Origin of the sequence: Nonomuraea sp. NPDC050733, assembly GCF_040654215.1 — a bacterium.
Classification (GTDB): domain Bacteria; phylum Actinomycetota; class Actinomycetes; order Streptosporangiales; family Streptosporangiaceae; genus Nonomuraea.
In genome coordinates this window covers 65307-88714 of the sequence record NZ_JBFAHO010000030.1, presented here as the reverse complement: position 1 = coordinate 88714, position 23408 = coordinate 65307, and the positions used below count along the sequence as shown (strand labels likewise).

Sequence of the window (23408 nt, the reverse complement as noted above, 5' to 3'; positions counted from 1 at the left end):
GCCGGCTGGACCGCCGAGGTCGCCACGATCAACGAGGCCAGCAGGACGAGGACGGTCGCCACCGCTGTGACGGCACGCCCGGGCGGGCGAGCATGAGCAGGATGCATGCGTGCACCTTTCGTATTCGGTTTTCCGGTGTTGGATCAGGCGAGGCAACGGGTCTTCGCCACCCAGGGATCGGCAGCCCGGGGCCCGCGCAGGTTCGGTCGACACAGCTGTCACGAGTCCCCGACGCCGTCACCTCGCCCCCGTTGCAGGCGACTTCGGCCCGCCGCCCCTGTGGACGGGCCTCGCGGGGGAACGGTCAGCGCCGAAGCCAGGCCTGCTCGGAGGTGGCCTCGCACGGCCACTGGATCGCCTTCTTGCCCGCGCGCTTCTCGCCGTGCCCAATGGCGAGGCACATGCCGGCCGCGCCGTTGACGTACGCCCGGCCGGGCGCGGCGGAGGCCACGGCGGCTTGAGCGGACGCGGCGGCCGGCAGGGACAGCACGGTCAGTGCGGTCACGACCACAGCGGCGGTCTTGGAGCTCGCGCGCATGGATGTCCTTTCTCGGATGGTCGATCAACAAGGGGCGGGATCACGAGAGCGATCGCGATCATCAGCGCTCGCCGGTCCCGTTCCGCAAGCAAGCCGAGAAGGTCACACGTCCGTGTACCGGCTCCCGGCGACTCCCGGCGGCGGGCAGCCCCGTGGCCGCTTGCCCGCCGAGGCCTGTGGCACCAGGATCGTGACGGCACAATTGTTCGGCACCCCTCATCAGGCAGGAAAACAATGCTTTTCTGGGCGCCAGGCTCCTCTCCGTGCCTCCCCCAGCGGCTCCTGACACCGATCGGCCGGCCCGCTTGCGTGCACAAGGATTCAGGTTCGCTCCGCACGCGATTGGCGAGCCGGGGCAATCAGGTGATGTGATCAGCGAGCACATCTGAATCGTCTTCGTCGTCCAGTGAAGGGAGCCCCGTAGCGGTGGTGGGCCGTCGCGAAAGTCCGGTGGACCCGGCAGCGGGACCGGTTCAACGCTTCGCCTCCGAGTTACGCAAACTGCGCCAGGAAGCGAGCGGACTCACCTATCGGGCCATGGCCGAGCGCGCGGGTTATTCGGGACGGCTACCGGAGAGATACTCCAGCACCCGGCCGACGCCCGCGCCGAGGGAGAGATCCTCTTCAACGGGAACATCGCCGCGATCGGGGACCTGGACGGGCGTTTGACGTTCTGGGGCAGGGAACTGCGCAGGCGCCTGGCCCCGCCGCAGGTCGCGGACACGTCACCGATCGACGTTCTCAAGGCAGACCCGCGGGGTGAACTACTCGCCATCATCGCCAGCGAAGGCGAGCTCGGCATCAGCTGTGGGACTGGCGGGGATATCAGCGGATCGCCTCGCCGATCAGCTTGTCCACCCCGTACGCACTGGCCGTGGGATTCAACCGGACCGCTCTCCTCATCTCGACCGCCGACGGGGCCTTGCGTGAGATCACCGTCGATCCGGACACCGCCGTCGCCGCGATCTGCCGCCGGGACGGCGGCCTGTCCCCTGCCGAGTGGAAAGAACGCATCCCAGAACTGACCTATCAAGAGACCTGCCACTGATGATCCCCTGGCGCCCTGGCGTGATCGCGCCGCCGCGTTCGTGGCCCGTGCCGGGTTCGCGACCCGTGCCGGGCTCGCAGCCCATAGGTCACAAGGCGTCCCGACCCGCAGCCGCAGCCGCGCATCGGGACGGACCGGGCGGCCGCGCCGGTGGCGATCCGCGGCAACGCTCTGGCCGTGGCCACCGGCCTGGCCGGGCTGCCGGTGGTGTTCGGCAAGCGCTCGGCAGGGCGGACAGCGGGTCGGGCAGGGCGGACGACGGGTCCGGCAGGGCGGACGGCGGGTCGGGCGGCGGGTCGCCGTGACTCGGCCGCGCCGCCTGATCCGGCTCGGGATGCGGAGGCGGCGGAACCAATGCGCGTCGGAGCGGATCTCTCGTTCGGTGCGGGCACACGGTGCCGCGGCGGGACGTCGGCGCGCCACCCCTGGCGAGGGCTACTTCACCATCCGCAGCGTGAGCGGATACCGGAACGCGCCGTGCGACAGGGCCGAGATGCCGCCCACGACCGAGAGGACGAACGCCGCCACCCAGATCACCGGGACGAGGACGATGCCGACGAACGTCAGCGGCAGCAGGATCGTCGCCCCGAGCAGGGTGAGCTGGAAGTTCAGCGCCTCCACCGCGTGGCTGCGGATGTACGGAGACGTCTTCCCGGCGGTGAGCATGAGCAGGAGCGGCCCGACCACGGGGAAGCCGAAGACCGCGAGCAGGTGGGCGGCTGAGGCGCCGAGACGTTCGGCGCCGTCCGTCGGAGCCTGCGGGCGCACCGGCGCGGGCATCGGCCGCACCACCGGCGCGGCCTGCGTGCCGTACAACTCGGTCATGATGGGCATCAGGTCGCCGTGCGTGCGCGCGGTCATCGCCCGCTCCAGGCGGTCGTCGAACTCGAACTTGTCGAAGCGCCCCTCCGCGTAGGCCGTCTTGACGTGCTCGACGACGTGCTCACGGTCCTGGTGGGTGACGCGCAGGTGTGCCGGCGGCACCTGTCCCGGGCCCGGGGGTGTGGGGACCCCTGCCATGGCAACCATGCCTCTCCTTCGGTCGAGCTGTCACTGCCCATACTGCTTCATGCGGGATTTCCTGGCCATCAGGAAAATCCCGGATGCATCCCCTAGATCAGCCCCGACGCACCGGTCGCTTCGACGGTATAAAAAGGATCCATGAGATGGCGAGACCGCTATGGCATCCGGCGGCTGCGCGGTTCCCGGATCGCGAAGTTCGACCGCGAGGCGACGGACGCCGACATCGAGGCGCTCATCGCCTTCGCCCGGTCGCGGCGGGGCGTCGAGTTCTACGTGGAGCCCGAGACGTTCGCCACCGACACGACGGCCGTCGCGGTGGCCGACGACGGCGAGTGGACCCGGCGCCGGGTCGGCTCTCCGGGGGTGATCCACAAGGTGGCCCGCGATCTCGCCCTCCCGGTGTACGACGTCCAGCTCACCGGCTATCCGGCGCGCATGAGGGCGTACAACGAGCGTCGCCGTCGCGAGCAGGACGGCGTCTGACTTTTTCGCACATACCGTTTGTGCGCCTTTTTCCCACATGCCGTATTGAGTGCTTTTCATGCTGAAAAGCGGTCGGCGTGCGCGGCCTTCGCTCGCCGGGCGGAAGCAGGAGCACCTCCAGCGCCCTGGCGCAGGCCCGTGCGTGCGCGACGAACCAGCCGATCCACGCGTCGCTCATCACCTGCGGCGTGGAGCGCACCGCGAGCGCGTACCGCACATGGCTGAGCCAGTCGAGCACCGGCTGGGCGGATGGGAGTCCGGGGCTGGGGAGCGGCTTCGTACCATATCGGCATGTTGATCCAAGAGCGGTTCCCTCCGGACGGTGAGCTTGCGGCGTTGCTGGACGCGGCTTTCCAGGAACTGGTGGAGCGTTACGGGTCCGAGGGGCGGTCTCAGGTCGCCTCGAACGCCAGGTTCCTCGTCGCCACGGTCGAGGGTCGTGCGGTCGGGTGCGGGTGTGTGCAGCCTCTCCTTGAGGACACTGGCGAGGTCAAGCGGATGTACGTGGTGCCGGACCATCGCGGGCGTGGGGTCGCGCGGGCGTTGCTGGCGGCGTTGGAGGACATGGCTCGTGGAGTGGGTTACCGGCGGCTGCGTCTGGCGACGGGTGTGCTCCAGCCCGAGGCCATCTCGCTGTACGAGAGCAGCGGTTACGGGCTGACGGAGCGGTACGGGAGGTACGTGGACGCGTCCTGGACCCGTTGCTACGAAAAGGAACTCGCGCCGCTGCTTGAGGCAGGGTGGACGGACGATCGGTGAGTGGCCGGTCGGGGGACGCTCGGTGAGTCGGCGAGTGGTGGTCGGTGGGTCTTCAGGCGGCTTGGGGGTCTTCCTCCAGGGCGGCCATGAGGGGGAGGAGCCAGCCGGAGTGGGCGGGGCCCATGGCGGTGTCGAGCTCGGCCGGGGTGGGGAGGCGGTCCCGGAGCCTTTCCGGGGAGAGCAGGCTCTGCAGGGCGTGCATGAGCAGGTTGGCCATGGTGTAGCCGGGGTCGATGGTGAGGGCCTGCTCCAGGGCGATCGTGGCCAGGGTGCTGTCACCTGAGCGCCAGCAGGCCATGGCGAGCAGCGACGCGGCGGGCGGCACGAAGCGGGGCTCCAGGCGGCGGGTCAGGTCCTTCCAGAGGCCGAGGTGTGTGCCGTCCATGAGGGTCCAGGCTTCGTCGCGCACGCGGACGACGGCGAGGTCGAGGCCGAGCCGGGCCGCCACGGCGTCGTCGACGCGGTCCCCGGCTGCGTGCGTCGCCAGGGCCGCGCGGACCCTCGCCAGGCCGGCGGAGACGAACGCTCCGGCGAAGGCGTCCGCGTCGCCGGACGCCGTGAGCCCGGCCCGGACCTCGGCCACCGCGTCGGCCGTCGCGCGCCGCATCGCCAGGCGGACGGGGCCTGTGAGCGGGGCGATGGTGCGTTCGAGGGATCGGCGGTCCGGGAGGGCGACCAGACCGTGCACCGTCGCCTCGGCCGCGACGCGGCTGGCGCGCGGATCGTACGGCATGCCCTGGGGAGGGCAGCACTGCGGCAGATCGCACACGTACGACCAGTAACGCCCCTCATGGGCCCGCAACGCCTCGTCGACCGCCACCCTGGCCTGGGCCGCCAGTGATCTGGCCTCGTCGACAGCCGGGGTGACCCGCTCGCCAGGCCCGTAACCGACGACGATGATCCGTTCGACGTGCTCCCGCTGCCACAGGCGCGACAGCGGGGCCAGCGTGCCCGGCGGGAAGGGGAGGTTCCAGCGGACCACCACCTTCGCCTGGCCCTGGGCGAGACCGACCACGATGAGGCTGTCGTCGGGATGGAAGCCCACGAGGTAGGGGACGGCGGCGAGGATGTCGGCGGGGCTGGCCAGGGTGAGGCACGGCTCGGAGGTGGCGGTCGTCATGGGGACGAGGGTGCCGGGTGGGAGCGGCGGCCGATCGGCCGAACGGGGTTCTGGGGATGGGACATGGGAGGCGGGCCGAGGCTGTGGACGACACCCGCCGGACGGGAGGACCAAGCGGGGTTCTGTGGGATGGGGACGTAGTGGCCCCGGCGGAGGCGCGCCGAGGACAGTGGCTCAGGGCGTGACGCCCTGGTCAGGCCCGCGTCACGTCGCCCCCCGCGAGCTCCGTCCGTACCAGCAGGGCGGCGCCGGCCACCGCCGCGGGCATGGCCACCACCGCCACGAACGGCACCAGGAACAGCACGAACACCGCCACCCCGAACCCCATTGACAGCCCCTTACGCCCCCGCAACAGGGCGAAGCGCTGCTTGCGTGCGTACCCGCGGCGCTCCAGCGACAGCGTGGTCAGCTCCGCCGACAGGAAGAAGCCCGAGACCGCCGCACCCAGCACCGGCACCACCGTCTGCCCGACCACCGGGATGAAGCCCAGGAAGAACAGCGGCACGCTGAACACCAGCACCCAGCCCAGCGTCACCAGGCTGTCCCTGATGGAGCGCGGCAGCGTGCGCCACCATGGCTGCTCCACCTCCCCGGGCACCTCGTCCACGGCCGCCGAGAGCTTCTCGTAGAACGGCTCGCCGATCGCGAGGGTCACCGCCGTGAAGGTGATCACAGCCAGCGCGAGGCCGCCCAGGAAGAGCACCACCTGCACCATCACCCGGAACGCGTCGCGCCACGCCCAGGTGTCGGCGAACGGCGTCAGCAAGTCGGCAAGGCCGGCGGCGTTGGTGCCGAGGTAGACGAGCCCGGCCACGTAGACGGCGAAGGCGATGAACGCGGGGATCAGCCCGAACAGCCACCACCGGCCGTGCCGGGCGACCCATCCCACACCCTGGAAGAAGAAGCCCACGCCCGCCAGGAAGTCGCGCACTGATCGCATGCCCGGCAGGCTAGCGCCAGAACGAGGTCACCGCGTAGCCGAGGTCCTCGAACAGCCGCCGGACCAGCGGCAGGGAGATGCCCAGCACGTTGCCGTGGTCGCCCTCGATGCTGTCGACGAACCAGCCGCCCCGGCCCTCGATGCTGAACGCCCCGGCCAGGCCGAGCGGCTCCTGGGTGGCGACGTAGGCGGCGATCTCCTCGTCGGTGGGCTGGCCGAAGCGGATGACGGTGGTGCCCACCTCGGCGACCTCCCGGCCGGCGGTCACGTCGATCACGCAGTGGCCGGTGACCAGGCGTCCCGTCCGGCCGCGCAGGATGCGCCACCGCTCGGCGGCCTCCTCCTCGGAGCCGGGCTTGCCGTACGGCCTGCCGTCGAGCTCCAGGATCGAGTCGCAGCCGATGACCAGCCCTTCGTCCAGCCCGCCCGCCACGGCCGCGGCCTTGGCCTTGGCCAGCTCCAGGGCGAGCGCGGCGGGCGAGTAGGCGGAGTACGCCTCCTCGTCGACGCCGCTGACGATCACCTTGGGGTCTAGCCCGGCGCTGCGCAGAAGAGCCAGGCGGGCGGGAGAGGCTGAGGCCAGAACGATCACTGTTCCAGCTTACCGGTCACCAGTCGACCTGCGGCCGGGGCCTGGTGCGGGCCCGGGGCGGCGCCGGAGGGCCGTAGAGACTGTCGAGCAGCGCCGCGACGAAGGCGGCCAGGTGAGCGGGCAGCGCGGCCTGCTCGCGGCGCAGGACGACGGCGACGTCCCGGGCGTCCATGTCGTGCTCGGCGGCATGACCGGCGAGCACGGACATGACCATGGGCGCGAGGAGCGGAAGGATCTTCATGAGGACGGCCGGGTCGGCGCCCGCGAGACGGGACAGCTCGACGGCGGCCTGTTCGGTGCCCTGCGCGCCGAGCACGTGGCCGAGGATGCTCTGGCCGTCGCGCGTGAGTGAGGCGATGTCGCCGTTGAAGGGATCGGCGTCGACGTGGTCCTCCAGCGCGGCGCGCAGCGCCTCGGCCCCGTCTGGGTCGTAGGCGTTGCGGGCCATGCCGCCGACGATCGTGCCGGTCACCGCCTGGAGCACGGTGCGCGTGGTGGCCGTACAGGTGCCGAGCATCCCGGCGAACTGCTCCAGACCTGGGTCGCCGAGCCGGTCGAGGATCTCATCGGTCAGGGTCATGAGAGTCCCCCGTTCCTTCTGCGGAGGCGTTCCCCTGACCGGACCCGGCTACTGTCCCTTTTCTGCTAAGACTCGGAAAAACCAGCCCTGAACGGGCTAGCTCTCGATCGGCTGGCGCTCGCGGCCCACGCCCGCCGCCGCGTAGGCGTCGGCCTCGTCGAGCGTCTCGTGCTGCAGCAGCGCCGCGACGATGGCCTCCAGCTTGTCGCGGTTCTCCCGCAGCAGGTCGAGGGCTCGTACGTAGCACTCGTCCACGATGCGCCGCGCCTCCTCGTCCACCATCGCGAGCGTGGTGGGCGAGGCCTGGGGCTGCTGGCCGTCGGACGGCAGGATGGTCAGCGGGCCGACCTTCTCCGACATGCCCCAGCGGCCCACCATGCCGCGCGCGATCATGGTGACCTGCTCCAGGTCGTTCTCGGCGCCGGTGGTGACCACGCCGAAGATCACCTCCTCGGCGGCCATCCCGCCGAGCGCGCCGACGATGCGGCCGCGCAGGTACTGCTCGTCGTAGGCGTAGCGGTCGGTGTCGGGGGTGGACAGCGTGACGCCGAGCGCCCGCCCGCGCGGGATGATCGAGATCTTGCGCACCGGGTCGGCGCCGGGCTGGAGCATGCCCAGCAGGGCGTGGCCCGCCTCGTGGTAGGCGGTGCGGGTGCGCTCCTCCTCGGGCATCACGATGCTGCGCGCCGCGCCGAGCTGGAGCTTCTCCAGCGCGTCGGCGAAGTCGCCGCTGGTGACCTTGTCCTTGCCGCGCTTGGCGGCGAGCAGCGCCGCCTCGTTGACGAGGTTGGCCAGGTCGGCGCCGGTCATGCCCGGCGTGGTGCGGGCGATCTGGTCCAGGACCACGGTGCCGTCGAGCGGGACGCTGCGCGTGTGGACCTCCAGGATGGCGGTACGGCCGGCGGCGTCGGGCAGCCCCACCTGGACGGTGCGGTCGAAGCGGCCGGGCCGCAGCAGGGCGGCGTCGAGGACCTCGGGCCGGTTGGTGGCGCCGATGACGATGACGCCCTCCGCGCCGGAGAAGCCGTCCATCTCGGTGAGGATCTGGTTGAGCGTCTGCTCGCGCTCGTCGTGGCCGCCGATGCCGCCCGCGCCGCCGCGGGCCCGTCCGATGGCGTCGATCTCGTCGATGAACACGATCGACGGCGCGACCTTGCGCGCCTCCTCGAACAGGTCGCGCACCCGCGAGGCGCCCACACCGACGATCATCTCGATGAACTCGGAGGCGCTGGCGGAGAAGAACGGCACCTTGGCCTCGCCGGCCACGGCCCGCGCCAGCAGGGTCTTGCCCGTGCCGGGAGGGCCGGCGAGCAGCACGCCCTTGGGCAGCTTGGCGCCGAGCCGGCGGTACTTGCCGGGGTCCTTGAGGTAGTCGACGATCTCGACGAGCTCGTTCTCGACCTCGTCGATGCCGGCGACGTCGTCGAACGTGACCCGCACCTGACCGGCCTCGACCGGCTTGGCGGCCTTCGACTTGCCCAGCCCGCCGAGTCCGCCGCCGCCCATCATGCTGGCCCCCCGGCGCATGATGAAGATCCACAGACCGGCCAGGAGCAGCACGGGCAGGAGCGACAGCAGGAGGTTGAGGAAGAAGCCGCGGCCGCCGTTGATGGGCTCGGCCTTGATCACCACGCCGGACGACTGGAGCTGCTGCGAGAGCTGGTCGGTGTCGGCGAAGGCGGGGATCTCGGTGCGGAACTGGGTGTAGGTCTGGTTGTCGCTGTCGGGGTCCTTGGCGGCGGTCTTCAGATCACCCTCGACGGACAGGCCGGTGGCGTAGATCTCCTTGACGTTCTTCGCGGTCACCTGCTGGGTGAACTGCGTGTAGGAGACCGTCTCGACCTGGCTGTTGTCGAAGAAGGACGACACCAGGAAGAAGACTGCGTACACCACGAAAAGGGTGACGGCGAACCGCCACCAGTTGATCTTGGGCCGGCCCCCGGGCGTGCCCGGCAGGCCCTCGGCCCGCCATGGCGGCTTGGTCTTGCCCTTCTCGGGGGCCTGCGGCGTTCCAGAGCGTTCCACGGCGTCACTCCCCAAATCGCCGCATACATGATCCTTTTACCCTAGGACACGAACGCCGGAAATGACGCGGGTCACATCCCCCCATCGCTTCCGCTGCGTGTCGGGCACTGTCACGAACGCCAGACCGGGCTTCCGCATTCCCCCGTCGAGCACGACCACGGCCGCACGGGAGCTGTGCTTGCCGTACTTCACCCGGTACATCAGCATCCAGCCGTTCCTGACCGGCTGGGAGGCGAGCCAGCTGATCGTGGCTCCCTCGGGGTGGTGGTTGAGCGTCCAGCGGGCGGCCAGCAGGGCGCTGTCGCGCGGCGCCTTCTGCGTCTCGATGGGCAGCGGGCAGGTCACGAACATGCCGCGCGCTCGCGGGCCGCGCGCCACGGGCAGCACCTGCCGGGTGGTGAACGGCGCCGCGCCGTACGTCTTCCACGGCTTGCCGAGCCTCGGCACGGCCAGGCCGGAGCGCCGGTCCTCGACCGGACGGCCGGCGCCGGCCTTGAGGGCGACGCGGTGGGCCTTGGCGGGCAGCCGGGGGATGCGGGCGTCGGCGTACAGGGCCTCCATGGCGGTGTAGCCGGGGGCCAGGGACGTGCCGGGCGTGGGGATCGGCCGGCCGGTGGCCGCGAGCGGCGACGGGGTCATGGTGGTCGCCGCGGGACGGGTCGACGCGACCCCGCTCGGACCGGGGTCCGGCTCGTCCGGGGCGGAGGCGGTGGCCTCGGGCGTGGCCACGAGGGTGACCACGATCGGGGGGACCGAGGCCGAGCACTTCTGCGCCGAACAGGTCCATGACGGGGTCGGCGTGGCCTGGGGCGGGGTGGCGCCGGACGAGGACGGCTGGGCCGGTGGCGCGGCGACCGGCCCGGCGGCGGCCTCCTCCGGCCCCTGCGGGAGCACGAAGAACACCCCCGCGGCGACGGCCGCCGCCGCGGCGAGCACGGCCAGCCCCCGGTACACGTCCCGCATCCGCAGATCGCCGATGCGGGAGCGCCTGGGCGGAGAGTCAGGGGGTCCCGAGCGCGCAACAGCAGTCACATCGGAACGCCTGGTCCCGTCATCCCCTTGGAGCACGACGGGAGCGTACGACATATCCCGCCATTCCGCTGGAGAAGCGACCGAAGTGAAATCATGGCGCCGTGGAACAGGTGGAGCTCCGATTCGACCCGGCCTCGCGCGAGGCCCGTACGCACACGAACCTCTCGGCGCTCCTGCAGGACGAGACCGGCCTCTGGGTGGCCGGCGACGAGACCGCGACCGTGGAGCACCTGGTGTGGACGGGCGAGCGGTACGCGGGACAGCGCACGTTCTTCCTGGCCGACTACGTGCCCCTGCCCGCGGGGCGGCACGACGAGGCCGACATCGAGGGCCTGGCCCGCGCCGACGGCCATCTGTGGGCGGTCGGCTCGCACAGCCTGAAGCGGCGGCGGGTCAAGTCCAAGGACCCGGCCAAGGCGGCCCGCCGGCTGGCCACGGTGGTCAGGGAGGAGAACCGGTTCGTCCTGGCCAGGCTGCCGCTGGACCCGGTCGCCAACGTCCCGCTGCCCGGCTCGGTCCTGTCGGGCGCCGACAACGTCGCGGCGCGACTGGCGGACGACCCGCACCTGGCGCCGTTCCTGGCGCTGCCCGGCAAGGACAACGGGCTGGACATCGAGGGCGTCGCGGTCGTGGGAGAGCGGGTGTACCTGGGCCTGCGCGGGCCGGTGCTGCGCGGCTGGGCCGTGGTGCTGGAGATCCGGCCGATGGAGGCGGGCGGCGGCCGGTTACGGCTGGACGGGCCGGTCCGCAAGCACTTCCTCGACCTCGGCGGCCTCGGGGTGCGCGACCTGGCACCGTACGACGGCGACCTGCTGCTGCTCACCGGGCCGAGCATGAGCCTCGACGGACCGGTGCGAGTGGTGCGCTGGCGGGTGCGGCACGCGGGCGACGTGGTGCCGGCGGACGAGCTGGAGACGGTCGCCGACCTGCCGTACGGGGTGGGCTCCGACCATCCGGAGGGCCTCGCGGTCCTGCGGGACGGACGGCTCATGGTGGTCTACGACAGCCCGTCCCCCGCGCGGATCACGCCGGCGGGCGGCGTGCTGGCCGACGTGTTCGACCTATGAGCACCGCCGGCCCCGCGACCTACGACCGGGACACGCGCCCGTGGAGCCACGGCGCCTCCGCCACGAACGTGCACGACCCGGGCGCGATCTCGGTGAACCCGGCGTCGCGCACCACGGGCAGCCCGGCGGCGACCAGCGAGGCGAAGTCGTCCGGGGCCGCGGTGCGCGCGCTCACCGTGAGACCCCGCGCCCGCCAGGCGTCGCGCTCGGCGGGGCCGCTGGCCCACCAGGCGAGCTGGGCGGCGTGCCCGGCCTGGGCCATGGCCTTGCCCGCCGACATGGACAGCGCGGGGTTGGCCCACAGGACCGGCGGCTCGGCCGGCTCCAGGTCACGGGTGTCGGTCAGCTCGGTGCCGGACACCTGGAGCCGCGCGAGGTCGCGCGGCCACGCGTCGAGCGGCACGGGCGGGTGGACGCGCACCTCGGCCGTGCGGTGCTCGACGGTACGGCCGGGCAGCGCCTCGGCCCTGCGCCACTCGGCGCCCCTGGCCCGGCGCACCACCTTGCGGATCCTGCCGGTGGACTGCCAGGCGTGCAGCTCGTCCGTCCACTCCCCCGGGTCGTCGAGCAGGCTCAGCACGGCCATCGCGGCCGCCTCCAGCGCGTCGGTGCGCTCGGGGGGCGCGGCCCGCTCGATCCTGACGACCAGGGGCAGGACCATCAGATCGGAGTCGTTCAGATCGGAGTCGTTCATCGTCCCCTAGCATGCCGGATGGCCAGGGACATGCCGGTGGCGGCCAGGCACAGCAGCCCGGAGCCGTACCACGCGAGGTCGTAGGCGCCGAGATGGTCACGGGTCAGGCCGGCGGCGACGGCCGCGATGGCCGCGCCCACCTGGTGCGCGCCGAACACCCAGCCGAACACGACCGCGCCGTCGGCCCCGTAGACCTGCCGGCACAGCGCCACGGTCGGCGGCACGGTCGCCACCCAGTCGAGGCCGTAGAACACGATGAAGATCAGCATGCTCGGCTCGGTGGTCGCCGCGAACAGGCTCGGCAGCACCATCAGCGACAGCCCGCGCAGCCCGTAGTAGACACCTAGCAGCACCCGGGGGTCCATCCGGTCGCTGAGCCACCCGGAGGCGATCGTGCCGGCCACGTCGAAGATCCCGATGACGGCGAGCAGGCCGGCCGCGGTCGGCTCGGCCATGCCGTGGTCGTGCGCGGCGGGAATGAAGTGGGTGCCGACCAGGCCGTTCGTGCTGGCGCCGCAGATCGCGAAGCCGCCCGCGAGCAGCCAGAACGGCCGGGTCCGCGCCGCCGACCGCAGCACCGACAGCGCCCGGAGCGCCGCGTTGCCGGCGGCCGGCCGGACGAGCGGAGCGCCGGGCTCGGCGCCCAGCGCGGTGGTGCCCACGTCCTCGGGCCGGTCGCGCAGCAGCCACCACACGAACGGCACCACGGCCAGGGCGGAGCCGGCCACGGTCAACGAGGCCACCCGCCAGCCTGGCCCCTCCGCCAGGTGGGCCAGCACGGGCAGGAACACGAGCTGCCCGGTGGCGCCCGCGGCCGTGAGCACGCCGGTGACCAGGCCGCGGTGCCGGACGAACCAGCGGTCGGTGACGGTCGCGACGAAGACCAGCGCCATCGACCCGGTGCCGAGGCCGACGAGCACGCCCCACAGGAGCAGGAGCTGCCAGCTCGCCGTCATCAGGACGGTCAGGCCGCTGCCGGCGGCGACGAGCAGCATGGCCGCGGCCACGACACGGCGCATGCCGAAGCGGTCCATGAGGGCCGCGGCGAACGGCGCGGTCAGGCCGTAGAGCACCAGGTTGATCGACACGGCCAGCGAGATCGTGCCCTTGGTCCAGCCGAACTCCTGCTGGAGGGGGGTGATCAGCACGCCGGGGGTGGCGCGGAAACCGGCGGCGCCGAGGATCGCCACGAACGCGACGGCCGCGACGAACCACGCGCGGTGGAGCCCGCGCGTGCCGGCAGGGGTGGTGCTCAAGGTCATGGGCCCCATCCTGGAGGGGCGATGGCCATGGCCGCGAGTGGCCGGAAAGCCATCATGTGAAAGAATCGGGCCATGGCACACCGAGTGGCGGTCCTTGTCCTCAACCACTTCGCGCCGCTCGACCTCGGGGTCCCGGGGCAGGTGTTCTGGGCCGCGGAGACGGCGGCCGGCGAGAAGCTGTACGAGGTGGTGACCTGCTCGCCCGGCCGCCGGCCCGTACGGTGCAGCGCCGGCTACAGCGTCGTGCCCGACCACGACCTCGACGTGCTCGACACCGCCGACACGGTCGTGGTGCCGGGCATCCACGCCGGCCGGGCCATGAAGGACGGGACCGTCCCGGCCGAGCTGCGCGACGCGCTGCGCGGCCGGCCCCGCGTCATGTCCATCTGCACGGGCGCGTTCGTGCTGGCCGCGGCCGGGCTGCTGGACGGCCGGCCGGCGACCACCCACTGGCGGGAGGCGGCCCGGTTCGCGGCGCTGTTCCCCCGCGTGCGGCTGGACCCGTCCGTCCTGTACGTGGACGACGGCGACGTGCTGACCTCGGCCGGGGTGGCCGCCGGGATCGACCTGTGCCTGCACGTCGTGCGGCGCGACCACGGCAGCGAGGTGGCCAACCGCGCGGCCCGCCGCTGCGTCACCCCGCCGTGGCGGGAGGGCGGCCAGGCGCAGTACGTCGACCGGCCGCTGCCCGACACCACGGGCAACGGCACCGCCGCCACCCGCGCCTGGATGCTCGGGAGCCTCGACGCCGACCTGCCCCTGGAGGCGCTGGCGGAGCACGCGCGGATGAGCGTGCGCACCTTCACCCGGCGCTTCCGCGAGGAGACGGGCATGAGCCCGGCCCGGTGGCTGGCCCGGCAGCGGGTCGAGCACGCCCGCAGGCTGCTGGAGACCACCGACCTGCCGGTGGAGGAGGTGGCCCGGCGCTCCGGGTTCGGCACGTCGGTGTCGCTGCGCCAGCACCTGCACGCCGCCGTCGGGGTCGCGCCCCTGGCCTACCGCCACACCTTCCGGCCCGCCTGAAAGGCGCCCGGAGCCTGCGCGTCCCGATGGCCGAAAAACGAGGAGCGTGCCGACAACCTGGAGAGATAGCCTCATCCGCGTGATCTCCCCCCGGATCGGCACGTACCGATCACCCCGGACCCGTCAGGCCGTCACCGCGCGCGACAGGCGGAGGGTGCTCGTTGCGGGCTGAGACACGGCAGGCGACCGGCTCCCTGTGGCGGGACCGCGACTTCCTGATCTTCTGGTGCGCGCAGACGCTGTCGGTGGCCGGCGACTCGTTCGCGCTCATCGCCGTGCCCCTGCTCATCCTGAACGTCACCGGGTCCGTCACGCAGATGGGCGTGCTCACCGGCGTGTCCGGCGCGGCGTCCGTGGCGGCCGGGGTGTTCGCGGGCGTGCTGGCCGACCGGTTCGACCGGCGCCGGCTGCTCATCGTCTGCGATGTCGTCCGGCTCGTCCTCTACGCGACGATCCCGGTCGTCTGGATGTTCGGCGAGCACGTCTGGCTCCTGTACGCCCTGCTGCCGCCGGCCGCGGGCGTGGGCATGGTCTTCCAGGTCACGTACGTGACCTCGGTCCGCAGCCTGGCCGGCGAACAGCGCGTCACCGAGGCCAACGGCATGCTGTACGCCACGGCCGCCGCGGCGGGCATCCTCGGGCCCACCCTCGCGGGGGTGGTGGCCGGTCACCTCGGCGCGACCGCCGCGATCGCCATCAACGCCGCCAGCTTCGGCCTGTCCGCGCTCGGCGTCCTGCTGACCCGCGCCTCCCGCTACGCCGTGGAGCCGGCCGAGACCGCCCAGACAGCCGAGACCGCCCGGACCGAGGGGGCCGGGACCGCGCCCGAGCGGCGGCCGTGGCGGGAGCTGCTGGCCGGGGCGGAGTTCCTCGTCCGGCAGCCGGTGCTGCGCACCCTGACCGTCCTGCTGTCGTTCTTCATCTTCATGACCCTCGGGCTGACGGACATCGTGATCTTCCGGCTCAAGCACGATCTCGGCCAGGCCGACTCGGTGGTGGGCCTCGTCCTCGGCGTGGGGGCGGCCGGCACGATGGTCGGCTCGATGCTGGTGGCGCGGGTGCGGCGCTCGCTCGGGTTCGGGCCGACGTGGATCGGGGCCCAGGTCGTGTCCGGGCTCGCCGTCCTGGGACTCGGCCTCGCGGGCTCCGTGTGGGGCGTGGCCGCGATCATGGCGCTCTACCTGGCCTGCGTCAGCATCGCGGGCATCTGCTCCATGTCGCTGCGGCAGCAGGTGACGCCCCCGCACCTGCTCGGCCGCGTCACGTCGGCGTTCTGGACGATCCACTTCTCGCTCGGCCCGGTGGGCGCGGCCGTTCTCGGCTGGGGCGCCGGGACGTACGGCGCGACGGCGGTGTTCGTCTTCGCGGGCGCGTCCTGCCTGGTGCTGGCGCTCACCGCGCTGTTCACCCCCGTACGGCAGCGCCACCCCGAGCGCGCCTGAGCCTGGTCAGCCCCGCCCCGCGGCCCGGAACAGCAGCTTCACGAGGTCATCTGCCGGGCCGGGGCCCGCGGCGCGCCGCGGGGTGACCACCCCCAGGTGGCGGACCGGCCCCGGCTGCCGGATCGGCACGACGGCGACACCGTCGGCGGAGCGGTCCAGCGCGACCTCCGGGATCAGCGACACGCTCACGCCCGCGGCCACCAGCGCCTGGGCGAAGAAGTAGTCGCTGGTGCTCCCGGCGAACACCGGCTCGAACCCGGCCCCGGCGGCGTACCGGCGCAGGAACGCCTCCGTCTTCGTGCAGCCGAGCACCCACCGCTCGCCGGCCAGGTCGGCCAGGTCGACGGCCTCGCGGCCGGCCAGCCGGTGCCCCGCCGGGAGGACCACCGACAGCGGGTCGTCCATCAGCGGAGTCCACTCCAGGGCTGGCCGGTCGCCGTGGACGAGCGGCAGCGGGCCGTCGAAGTGGTAGGCGAGGGCGAGGTCGGCCACCCCTTCGCGCACGAGCGGCAGGCTGTCCTCCGGCTCGCGCTCCAGCACGTTCACCTCGACGTCGGGGTGGGCGGCCACGAACGCGGTCAGCGCCCCCGGCAGCAGCCGCCGGCCGCCGCTGCTGAACGTGGCGACCGTCAGCCGGGGACGGCCGGCCGCGATCCGGTCGATGCGCTCCTGCGCGCTCCGCAGCTCGGCGAAGACCACCTCGGCCGCCTCGACGAGCAGCCGGCCCGGCTCGGTGAGGACCACGCCGCGCGTGCTGCGCTCGACGACCGGCGCGCCGATCGAGCGTTCGAGGCCGGCGATCTGCTGCGACACCGCCGAGGGCGTGAACATCAGCGCGGCGGCCGCCTTGCTGAAGCTGCCGTGCCTGGCCACCTCGCGCAGGACCCGGAGCCGCTGCACGTCGATCAACAGTTCTCCTAACGGCCTCGTAAGCGGATCGGCACTTCTGCTCACCGCCGCGTCCCGGCAGGCTCGGTGCCGTGAAGAGCGTATGCGTCATCGGCGGCAGCCGTTACTTCGGACTGCGCCTCGTCGAACGGCTCCGCGACGCGGGCGCCGCCGTCACGGTGGTCAACCGCGGCTCGGCCCCGCCGCCTCCGGGAGTCGCGCACGTCGTCGCCGACCGCGACGACGAGGAGGGGCTGCGCGCCGCCCTCGGGGCGCGGACGTTCGACGTGGTGGTGGACCAGGTCTGCTACACGCCGCCGCAGGCGGCGATCGCGCGGCGGGTCTTCGGGGGGCGCACGCCGCGGTACGTCATGACCTCCACGATGGAGGTGTACGACCCCGCCACGTCCGGCCTCCTCACCCCCGCCCCGCCCGGCGTCCTGGTGCCGGAGAGGTCGCTGGACCCGTCCTCGTGGCCGGCGGACGGTGGTCCGGCGGCGCCCGCCGGCTCCCGGCTGCCCGCCGAGGCCGTCCGGTACGCCGAGGACAAGCGGCGGGCCGAGGCGGTGCTGGCCCGGGAGAGCCCGTTCGCGTTCCTCGCGGTGCGCGCCGCCCACGTGCTCGGCCTACGGGCGCACGACTTCACCGGCCGGCTCCGGCACTACGCCGAGCGGGTTCTCGCCGGCCGGCCGATCGCGGTCCACCGCGACCCGTTCCGCACCTCCTTCACCAACGACGAGGAGATGGCCGGGCTGCTGTCCTGGGCGGCGTCCACGGACCACACCGGAGCGCTCAACGCCTGCTCCCACGGGCCGCTCGGCGTGACCGAGCTGTGCGACGCCGTCGCGACCCGGACCGGCCGGACGCCGGTGTACCGCGTGGTGGGCGCCGGCGAGGAGGCGTCGCCGTTCTCCTTCGACCGCCACTACGCCATGGACAACGGGCTGGCCTCCCGGCTCGGCTTCGGGTTCACGACCACCGCCGACTGGCTTCCCGAGGCCGTCGCCACGACCCTCCACGACCTGAAGGCGGCCTGACATGAGCACGAGCTCTCCACCCGCCACCGCGACGCCGAGCCGCCGCCTCGGCCACACGGACGTCGGCGCGATCGGCCTCGGCGCCATGCCCCTGTCCATCGAGGGCCGCCCCGGCGAGGCGCGGGCGGTGGCGACGATCCACGCCGCCCTCGACGCGGGCGTCACGCTCATCGACACGGCCGACTCCTACCACTGGCACGCAGGCGAGACCGGCCACAACGAGGAGCTGATCGCCCGCGCCCTCGCCTCCTACGGCGGCGACCGCGACCGCGTGCTCGTCGCCACCAAGGGCGGCCGCGGCCGGCCCGGGGACGGCTCCTGGACCGTGACCGGCACGCCGGAGCACCTCAGACGGGCCTGCGAGGGGTCGCTGCGGCGGCTCGGCGTGCAGACCCTCGGCCTCTACCAGCTCCACAAGCCGGACCCGGACGTCCCGTGGGCCGACTCCGTCGGCGCGCTGCGCGACCTCCTCGACGAGGGCAAGATCCGCATGGCCGGGCTGTCCAACGTGGACACGGACCAGATCCTGGAGGCCCGCGACATCCTCGGCGACGGCCTGGTCTCCGTCCAGAACCGCTACTCCCCGGCGGTCCGCGACAGCGAGCCCGAGCTGGAGCTGTGCGAACGCCTCGGGCTCGCGTTCCTGCCGTGGAGCCCGCTCGGCGGCCTGTCGCGCAGCTCCCTTGAGGGCCCCTCCCGTCAGGAGCGGCCCGCGCCGCCGTTCGCCGCGTTCCACGAGATCGCGGCCGGGCGCGGAGTCAGCCCGCAGCGCGTCGCCCTCGCGTGGCTCCTGGCCCGCTCCCCGGCGATCATCCCCATCCCGGGCGCCAGCCGCCCGGAGACGATCCGCGACTCGGCCGCCGCCGCGGCCCTCACCCTGACCTCCGCCGAGCTCTCCCGCCTCACCCTCGCCTGACGATCCGGCGTGGGTGCTGATGACCTCGCCCGAGCACCGGCTGGCGGGCGCCGGGCGCATGCTGCTCTCGGACCTGGTAGCCGAGCCGTTCGTGGACTTCCGCGCGGGCACCGGGCTGGAGACCAGCGTGCACCGCCTGGCCGCCGGATGCGGCCTGCACCGCCGCATCACCTGCGAGGTCACCCAGATGCGGCTGCTGGCCGACCTGGTACGGGCCGGCATCGGCGTGGCCATCGTCCCGCGGCAGGTGGCCGAGTGGGCCGGCCTGCCGAGCGTGCGCATCCGCCAGCCCGACCCGCCCAGGACCGTGGTGCTGGCAGGCCGCTCCCCCCGCCCCCGCCAACCCGGCCGCGGGCGCGCTCCTGGCCCACCTGACCTCGGGCTCCGGACCGGCCCTGTCGAGCTCCTCCCTTCAGCGGTTGACAGCGTCGCGTACCAACGGAGATCGTTCCTGACAAAGATCGATCTTCTGGCCCGACCAGGGAAGAGCGCGATGAAGCTGATCAACGGCGGATTGCTCGCCGGTGTTGCCGTGGTGGTCGCGGGAGTTCTGCTGGCCCGCCGGCGTTACGTGGTGGTCACCGTCGAAGGGGTCAGCATGGCCCCGACGCTCAACGACGGCGACCGCATCCTGGTGCGGCGGCGGCGGTTGGACCAGGTGTCCAGGGACGACGTCGTGGTGCTGGAGCCGACGCCGGACCCCACCGGGCGGATCCTGCCCGGCCCGCCCGGGCCGGACGGCCGGCGCTGGAACATCAAGCGGGCCGTGGCCTTACCCGGCGACCCCGTGCCGCCCGAGGTGCCGGTGGAGGGCGTGGACCGGGTGCCCGCCGGCTCGCTCGTGGTCTACGGCGACAACGAGCGCAGCTTCGACTCCCGGCAGCGCGGCTTCTACCACGCCGACCGGTTGCTGGGGGTCGCGCTGCGCCGGTTGGGCGGGGCCGACCTCTAGACGAGGCTGCCGGCGCGGGCCGGTCACGTCGTCCGTACGAGGTGCACCGGCGGCTGCGCGAGCACCACACCGGCAGCACCAGCCTGCTCGTCTCGCACCGGCTCGGCGCGGTCCGCGACGCGGACCTGATCGTGGTGCCCGGCGACGGCCGCATCGTCGAACGCGGCTCGCACAACGCCCTCACGGCTCTGTCCGGCCGGTGCGCCCACCTGTTCGAGGCGCAGGCCGGCGGCTACCGCGAGGACGCCGGGATCGGCTGATCCGGCCTTCTCCTTCTCCCACCTTTCACTGTTAGTTCATCCGAGAAGTTAACGCAAGATCTAGTTAAAACCACATGACTCTTGCTAAGAATTGTGAGCTTCAGCAGATCGACTCCCGTTCCACCCCCCGTGGGAGACCCCTCTCCCGCCCTCCCCCCTTGGGAGACGCATGGACGACGATCGGCGGCTCGCCGGCCACCTTCTCGACCGTTCCCGCCGAGGCTTCCTCGGCCTGTCCGGCGCCGCGTTCGCGCTGGCGTTCACCACCCGACTGGCCGACCCGTGGACGGCGGAGTCCACCGTCTCCCGTTCGGCCGACTACCCCTTCCAGCTCGGCGTCGCCTCGGGAGATCCGCTGCCCGACAGCGTCGTGCTCTGGACCCGCCTCGCCTCCCGCCCGCTCGAACCGCTCGGCGGCATGCCGTACACCCGCATTCGCGTCGCCTGGGAGGTGGCCGAGGACGACCAGTTCAAGCGCCGCGTCCGGCACGGCGACGCCTGGGCGACGCCGGAGTACGGCCACTCCGTGCACGTGGACGTGCGCGGGCTCAAACCGGGACGCGACTACTTCTACCGGTTCAGAACCGGCGGCGAGATCAGCCCGGTCGGCCGTACCAGGACCGCGCCCGTCACCGCCGACCGGCTCAAGTTCGCGTTCGCGTCGTGCGCGTCGTGGCCCGACGGCTTCTACACCGCCTACCGGCACCTCGCCGCGGAGAACCCCGACGTGGTCTTCCACCTCGGCGACTACATCTACGAGTACGGCATCGTGCCCACAGGCGGCCGCCGGAACACGCCCGTGCCGGACCCCTTCCGCGTCCAGTGCGACACCCTCGACCGCTACCGCATCCAGTACGGCCTCTACAAGAGCGACCCGGACCTGCAGGCGGCCCACCACGCGGCCCCCTGGATCGTCACCTGGGACGACCACGAGGTGATGGACAACTACGCCGGCGACGTCGGCCCCGGCGGCAACGTCACCGAGCAGGACTTCCTGGTGATCAGGGCCAACGCCTACCGCGCCTTCTGGGAGAACCTGCCCCTGCGGTTGCCGCAGCTCCCCGACGGGCCCGACAGCCGGCTCTACCGGCGGTTCGACTTCGGCCGGCTGGCCCGGTTCAACGTGCTCGACACCCGCCAGTACCGATCCGACCAGGTGTGCGGCGACGGGCAGCAGATCGACTGCGCCGAACGCCTCGACCCCTCCCGCACCATGCTCGGCGACGAGCAGGAGAAGTGGCTGCTCGACAGCCTCGGCCGCTCGCCCGCCAAGTGGAACGTCCTCGCCCAGCAGATCGCCCTGTGCCAGCTCGACTTCGACCCCGGACCGGCGCAGAAGCTCAGCATGGACCTGTGGGACGGCTACAAGTCCGCCAAGGACCGCGTCCTCAACGGCATCGTCGAGCGCGGCGTGTCCAACCCGGTCGTGCTCACCGGCGACATCCACTACAACCTCGCCGGCGAGCTCAAGGCCGACTTCAACGACCCCGCCTCCCCCACGATCGGCGTCGAGCTGGTCTGCACCTCCGTCACCAGCGGCGGCAACGGCAACGCCTCGACCGGCGTGCCCGCCGGCGGCTCGGACCCGGTCAACCCGCACATCAGGTTCTCCGGCTACCAGCGCGGCTACGTGACCTGCGAGGTGACCCCGGACACCTGGCGCACCGACTACCGGGTGGTCCCCTACATCGACCGGCCCGGCGCGCCGGTGGAGACCAGGGCCAGTTTCGTCACCGTCGACGGCCGGCCCGGCCTGAACGTGGCGTGAGGAAGGAGATGACCGTGAACAGACACCGACTGGCCGCCGGGATCCTCGCGCTCGGGCTCCTGTCCAGCCCCGTGGTGGCGGCCGTGGCCGACGCGGGCGAACCCCCGGAGCCGGCCGTGCGCACCCCCGAGCCGGCGCTGGCCCCGCAGTCCCAGCCCGAGCCGCAGGTCCACCTGCGGCCCTCCCGCGACCGCGGGCGCACGGGCCGGATCACGCCCGTCGCCGGCGCGGAGCGCCTCCAGGTGCCCGCAGGCGTCGACCCGGCCTGCGCGCCGTGGATCGAGGCCGGTCTGCGCAACGGCGGCGGCAAGGCCGTCTACGCCGACCTGTTCGCCGAGATCAAGCCGCCGCTGACCGCCTCCCGGCCGATGATCTCCAGCTACCTGCCCGCGGGCTACGAGCTCGGCGCCAAGCTGCTCATCGGCATCCCGCCCGACGCGCCGCTCGGGGAGTACCCGCTCACGCTGCGGACCGGCTCGGAAACCCTGACGGTGCCGATCACCGTCGTGGCCCTCGCCTCCCTGGACAACGGCGGCAACGTGGCGCTGCGCCGCACCGTGACCGCGTCGTCGGCCCACACCGGCGGCAACTACCCCGCGTGCAGCGTCGTGGACGGCGACCGCAGCTCCGACGGCTGGGCGGGCGGCAACGGCTGGAACGACGCCACCTCCAGGACCTGGCCGGACACCCTGGACATCGCGCTCGGCCAGGAGAGGACCCTGTCGCGGGTGGACGTGTACACCCTCGACACCGCCCGCTACCCCGCCTCGACGTACGGCCTGCGCGACTGGGACGTCCAGGTCCGGACCGGCGGGCAGTGGCAGACGGTGGCGGAGGTGCGGGGCAACACCTCGGGCGTGGTCCGCTCCGACTTCGCCCCGGTCACGGCGGACGCGGTCCGCGTCCTCACCCGGGCCTCCAACGGCGCCAACGACTTCAGCCGGGTCATCGAGGTGGAGGCCTACTGACGGGACCCGCGGCCGGGAACATCGGGGCGGGCGACGTCGTAAGCCCGTCGGACCGCCCCGTCGGACCGTGCGCGGGTGGAGACCGCGCCGCCAACGCCGATCGGGCGCTCGCGCTCGCCGGGCGCGCGGCCGACGACGGAGCGACTCTGGTTCGTCACCATCTGTGATTGAGCGCTGCCCGCTGAAACGCTCAGTCACCACAATGGATCGTTACGAGGCGCCGTCAGCCGGCTTCCAGAACGAAGAACAGGAAGCCCAGGAACCTCGTGCCGGTGATCTCGCGGAGCTCCTCGGGGAACAGTTCGCGGGCCTCCGGCACGAACGGCGGTTCGCTGATGACGCTGATGCGAAAGCCGGCCGCGGTGAAGGCCTCGGTCATCGCGTGCAGCGGCCGGTCCCAGAAGCTCATCTGGGCGGTCTGCCCACCCATGGTCCATTTCTCGATCCGGTTACGGGTTCCGAAATAGTTGGGCTTCTCCCCGGCCATGTGACGCGTGAGGGGGATCACGAAAGGATGGTCGACCGAGACGAGGAGCCGGCCGCCAGGCCTCAGCACGCGTCGCAGCTCGGCCAGTGTCGGTCCCCAGTCTTCCAGGTAGTGCAGCACCAGGGACGCGATGACGTCGTCGAACGCGCCGTCGGGAAAGGGCAGCGGGCCGGCCAGGTCGGCGACCCGCAGATCCGCGTCGGGGCCCAGCCGCCGTCGGGCCAGCTCCAGCATCCCGGCACTCGCGTCGATGCCGGTCACGATGGCGCCTCGATCGCGCAGCGCGGAGAACAGGGGACCCGAGCCGCAGCCGGCGTCGAGGATCCGCCGGCCGGTCACGTCTCCGGCGAGCTCCAGCATCGCGGGCCGCTCGTAGTACGCGTTCGGGAGGCTCGTCTCGTTCTCGGCCGCGTACCCCTCAGCGATCATGTCGTAGACGTTGGACGTGGAGGGATGTGCGGTCTCGACGTGATCTTCGGGCATGGCAGGCATGCGGGCCATTCT

General features: G+C 72.6%; 24 protein-coding genes. 12 read left to right on the top strand and 12 right to left on the bottom strand.

All coding sequences use genetic code 11. The annotated features are described in order from the left end of the window. Positions 1-304: 304 nt before the first annotated feature. The gene (locus tag AB0H64_RS33385; RefSeq protein WP_357632590.1) at positions 305-538 is read right to left on the bottom strand and encodes a hypothetical protein; all 234 of its coding nucleotides are present in this window, start codon (positions 536-538) and stop codon (positions 305-307) included. Between the two features lie 874 nt (positions 539-1412). On the opposite strand from AB0H64_RS33385, the gene AB0H64_RS33380 reads away from it, so the two are divergent. After that, entirely contained in the window at positions 1413-1586 is a 174-nt protein-coding gene (locus AB0H64_RS33380) for a hypothetical protein (protein ID WP_357632588.1), read from the top strand. Positions 1587-2021: 435 nt separating this feature from the next. Here AB0H64_RS33380 and AB0H64_RS33375 read toward each other — a convergent pair whose 3' ends face one another. Then, positions 2022-2615, bottom strand: coding sequence for a DUF1707 and DUF4870 domain-containing protein (locus tag AB0H64_RS33375; protein ID WP_357632587.1), 594 nt, complete (start codon positions 2613-2615; stop codon positions 2022-2024). A gap of 132 nt (positions 2616-2747) precedes the next feature. On the opposite strand from AB0H64_RS33375, the gene AB0H64_RS33370 reads away from it, so the two are divergent. Together AB0H64_RS33370 and AB0H64_RS33365 are read left to right on the top strand one after the other, a co-directional pair. After that, positions 2748-3092 (top strand): hypothetical protein, encoded by a 345-nt coding sequence (locus AB0H64_RS33370; RefSeq protein WP_310711626.1) that lies wholly within the window; start codon positions 2748-2750, stop codon positions 3090-3092. 291 nt (positions 3093-3383) lie between these two features. Beyond that, positions 3384-3851, top strand: coding sequence for a GNAT family N-acetyltransferase (locus AB0H64_RS33365; protein WP_357632585.1), 468 nt, complete (start codon positions 3384-3386; stop codon positions 3849-3851). Between the two features lie 52 nt (positions 3852-3903). Here AB0H64_RS33365 and AB0H64_RS33360 read toward each other — a convergent pair whose 3' ends face one another. The 6 genes from AB0H64_RS33360 to AB0H64_RS33335 form a co-directional block, all read right to left on the bottom strand. Continuing rightward, positions 3904-4971 (bottom strand): DUF4192 domain-containing protein, encoded by a 1068-nt coding sequence (locus AB0H64_RS33360; RefSeq protein WP_357632583.1) that lies wholly within the window; start codon positions 4969-4971, stop codon positions 3904-3906. A gap of 193 nt (positions 4972-5164) precedes the next feature. Then, positions 5165-5911: an EI24 domain-containing protein gene (locus AB0H64_RS33355; protein WP_357632581.1), complete on the bottom strand. Its 747-nt coding sequence runs from the start codon at positions 5909-5911 to the stop codon at positions 5165-5167. Between the two features lie 10 nt (positions 5912-5921). Continuing rightward, positions 5922-6503: a nucleoside triphosphate pyrophosphatase gene (locus AB0H64_RS33350; RefSeq protein ID WP_357632579.1), complete on the bottom strand. Its 582-nt coding sequence runs from the start codon at positions 6501-6503 to the stop codon at positions 5922-5924. Between the two features lie 16 nt (positions 6504-6519). Then, positions 6520-7083, bottom strand: a complete 564-nt coding sequence (locus AB0H64_RS33345) for a DUF937 domain-containing protein (protein ID WP_357632577.1) — start codon at positions 7081-7083, stop codon at positions 6520-6522. A gap of 96 nt (positions 7084-7179) precedes the next feature. After that, on the bottom strand, positions 7180-9108 hold the full coding sequence (gene ftsH, locus AB0H64_RS33340; protein ID WP_357632575.1) for an ATP-dependent zinc metalloprotease FtsH: 1929 nt from the start codon (positions 9106-9108) through the stop codon (positions 7180-7182). A gap of 36 nt (positions 9109-9144) precedes the next feature. Continuing rightward, entirely contained in the window at positions 9145-10071 is a 927-nt protein-coding gene (locus AB0H64_RS33335) for a hypothetical protein (protein ID WP_357632573.1), read from the bottom strand. A gap of 170 nt (positions 10072-10241) precedes the next feature. Here AB0H64_RS33335 and AB0H64_RS33330 point away from each other — a divergent pair, with 170 nt between their 5' ends. Then, entirely contained in the window at positions 10242-11207 is a 966-nt protein-coding gene (locus AB0H64_RS33330) for a DUF3616 domain-containing protein (RefSeq protein ID WP_357632571.1), read from the top strand. Between the two features lie 19 nt (positions 11208-11226). On the opposite strand, the gene AB0H64_RS33325 is transcribed toward AB0H64_RS33330, so the two are convergent. Next, positions 11227-11901 (bottom strand): peptidyl-tRNA hydrolase, encoded by a 675-nt coding sequence (locus tag AB0H64_RS33325; protein ID WP_357632569.1) that lies wholly within the window; start codon positions 11899-11901, stop codon positions 11227-11229. Further along, complete coding sequence (locus tag AB0H64_RS33320) at positions 11898-13163, bottom strand: MFS transporter (protein ID WP_357632567.1); 1266 nt, start codon at positions 13161-13163, stop codon at positions 11898-11900. The genes AB0H64_RS33325 and AB0H64_RS33320 overlap by 4 nt, the downstream gene beginning before the upstream one ends. A 72-nt stretch (positions 13164-13235) precedes the next feature. Between AB0H64_RS33320 and AB0H64_RS33315 the strand changes: the two genes are divergently transcribed. Further along, entirely contained in the window at positions 13236-14186 is a 951-nt protein-coding gene (locus AB0H64_RS33315; protein ID WP_357632566.1) for a helix-turn-helix domain-containing protein, read from the top strand. A 161-nt stretch (positions 14187-14347) separates the two neighbouring features. Beyond that, the gene (locus AB0H64_RS33310; protein ID WP_357632564.1) at positions 14348-15628 is read left to right on the top strand and encodes an MFS transporter; all 1281 of its coding nucleotides are present in this window, start codon (positions 14348-14350) and stop codon (positions 15626-15628) included. Between the two features lie 6 nt (positions 15629-15634). Here the strand turns inward: AB0H64_RS33310 and AB0H64_RS33305 are convergent, their stop codons facing one another. Then, the gene (locus tag AB0H64_RS33305) at positions 15635-16528 is read right to left on the bottom strand and encodes a LysR family transcriptional regulator (protein ID WP_357632600.1); all 894 of its coding nucleotides are present in this window, start codon (positions 16526-16528) and stop codon (positions 15635-15637) included. An 80-nt stretch (positions 16529-16608) separates the two neighbouring features. Here AB0H64_RS33305 and AB0H64_RS33300 point away from each other — a divergent pair, with 80 nt between their 5' ends. From AB0H64_RS33300 to AB0H64_RS33275, 6 genes are all read left to right on the top strand, one after another. Further along, positions 16609-17553: a reductase gene (locus tag AB0H64_RS33300; protein WP_357632562.1), complete on the top strand. Its 945-nt coding sequence runs from the start codon at positions 16609-16611 to the stop codon at positions 17551-17553. Position 17554: 1 nt separating this feature from the next. Further along, positions 17555-18469: an aldo/keto reductase gene (locus tag AB0H64_RS33295; RefSeq protein WP_357632560.1), complete on the top strand. Its 915-nt coding sequence runs from the start codon at positions 17555-17557 to the stop codon at positions 18467-18469. A gap of 19 nt (positions 18470-18488) precedes the next feature. Continuing rightward, a complete protein-coding gene (locus AB0H64_RS33290) occupies positions 18489-19421 on the top strand; it encodes a S26 family signal peptidase (RefSeq protein WP_357632598.1) in 933 nt (310 codons plus the stop codon). Between the two features lie 41 nt (positions 19422-19462). Beyond that, entirely contained in the window at positions 19463-19681 is a 219-nt protein-coding gene (locus AB0H64_RS33285) for a hypothetical protein (RefSeq protein ID WP_357632558.1), read from the top strand. 169 nt (positions 19682-19850) lie between these two features. Further along, the gene (locus AB0H64_RS33280) at positions 19851-21449 is read left to right on the top strand and encodes an alkaline phosphatase D family protein (RefSeq protein ID WP_357632556.1); all 1599 of its coding nucleotides are present in this window, start codon (positions 19851-19853) and stop codon (positions 21447-21449) included. A gap of 14 nt (positions 21450-21463) precedes the next feature. Next, positions 21464-22417 carry a discoidin domain-containing protein gene (locus tag AB0H64_RS33275; protein WP_357632554.1) on the top strand — a complete coding sequence of 318 codons (954 nt, stop codon included), beginning with the start codon at positions 21464-21466 and terminating at the stop codon, positions 22415-22417. A gap of 223 nt (positions 22418-22640) precedes the next feature. Here AB0H64_RS33275 and AB0H64_RS33270 read toward each other — a convergent pair whose 3' ends face one another. Next, on the bottom strand, positions 22641-23405 hold the full coding sequence (locus AB0H64_RS33270; protein ID WP_357632552.1) for a class I SAM-dependent methyltransferase: 765 nt from the start codon (positions 23403-23405) through the stop codon (positions 22641-22643). Positions 23406-23408 lie beyond the last annotated feature (3 nt).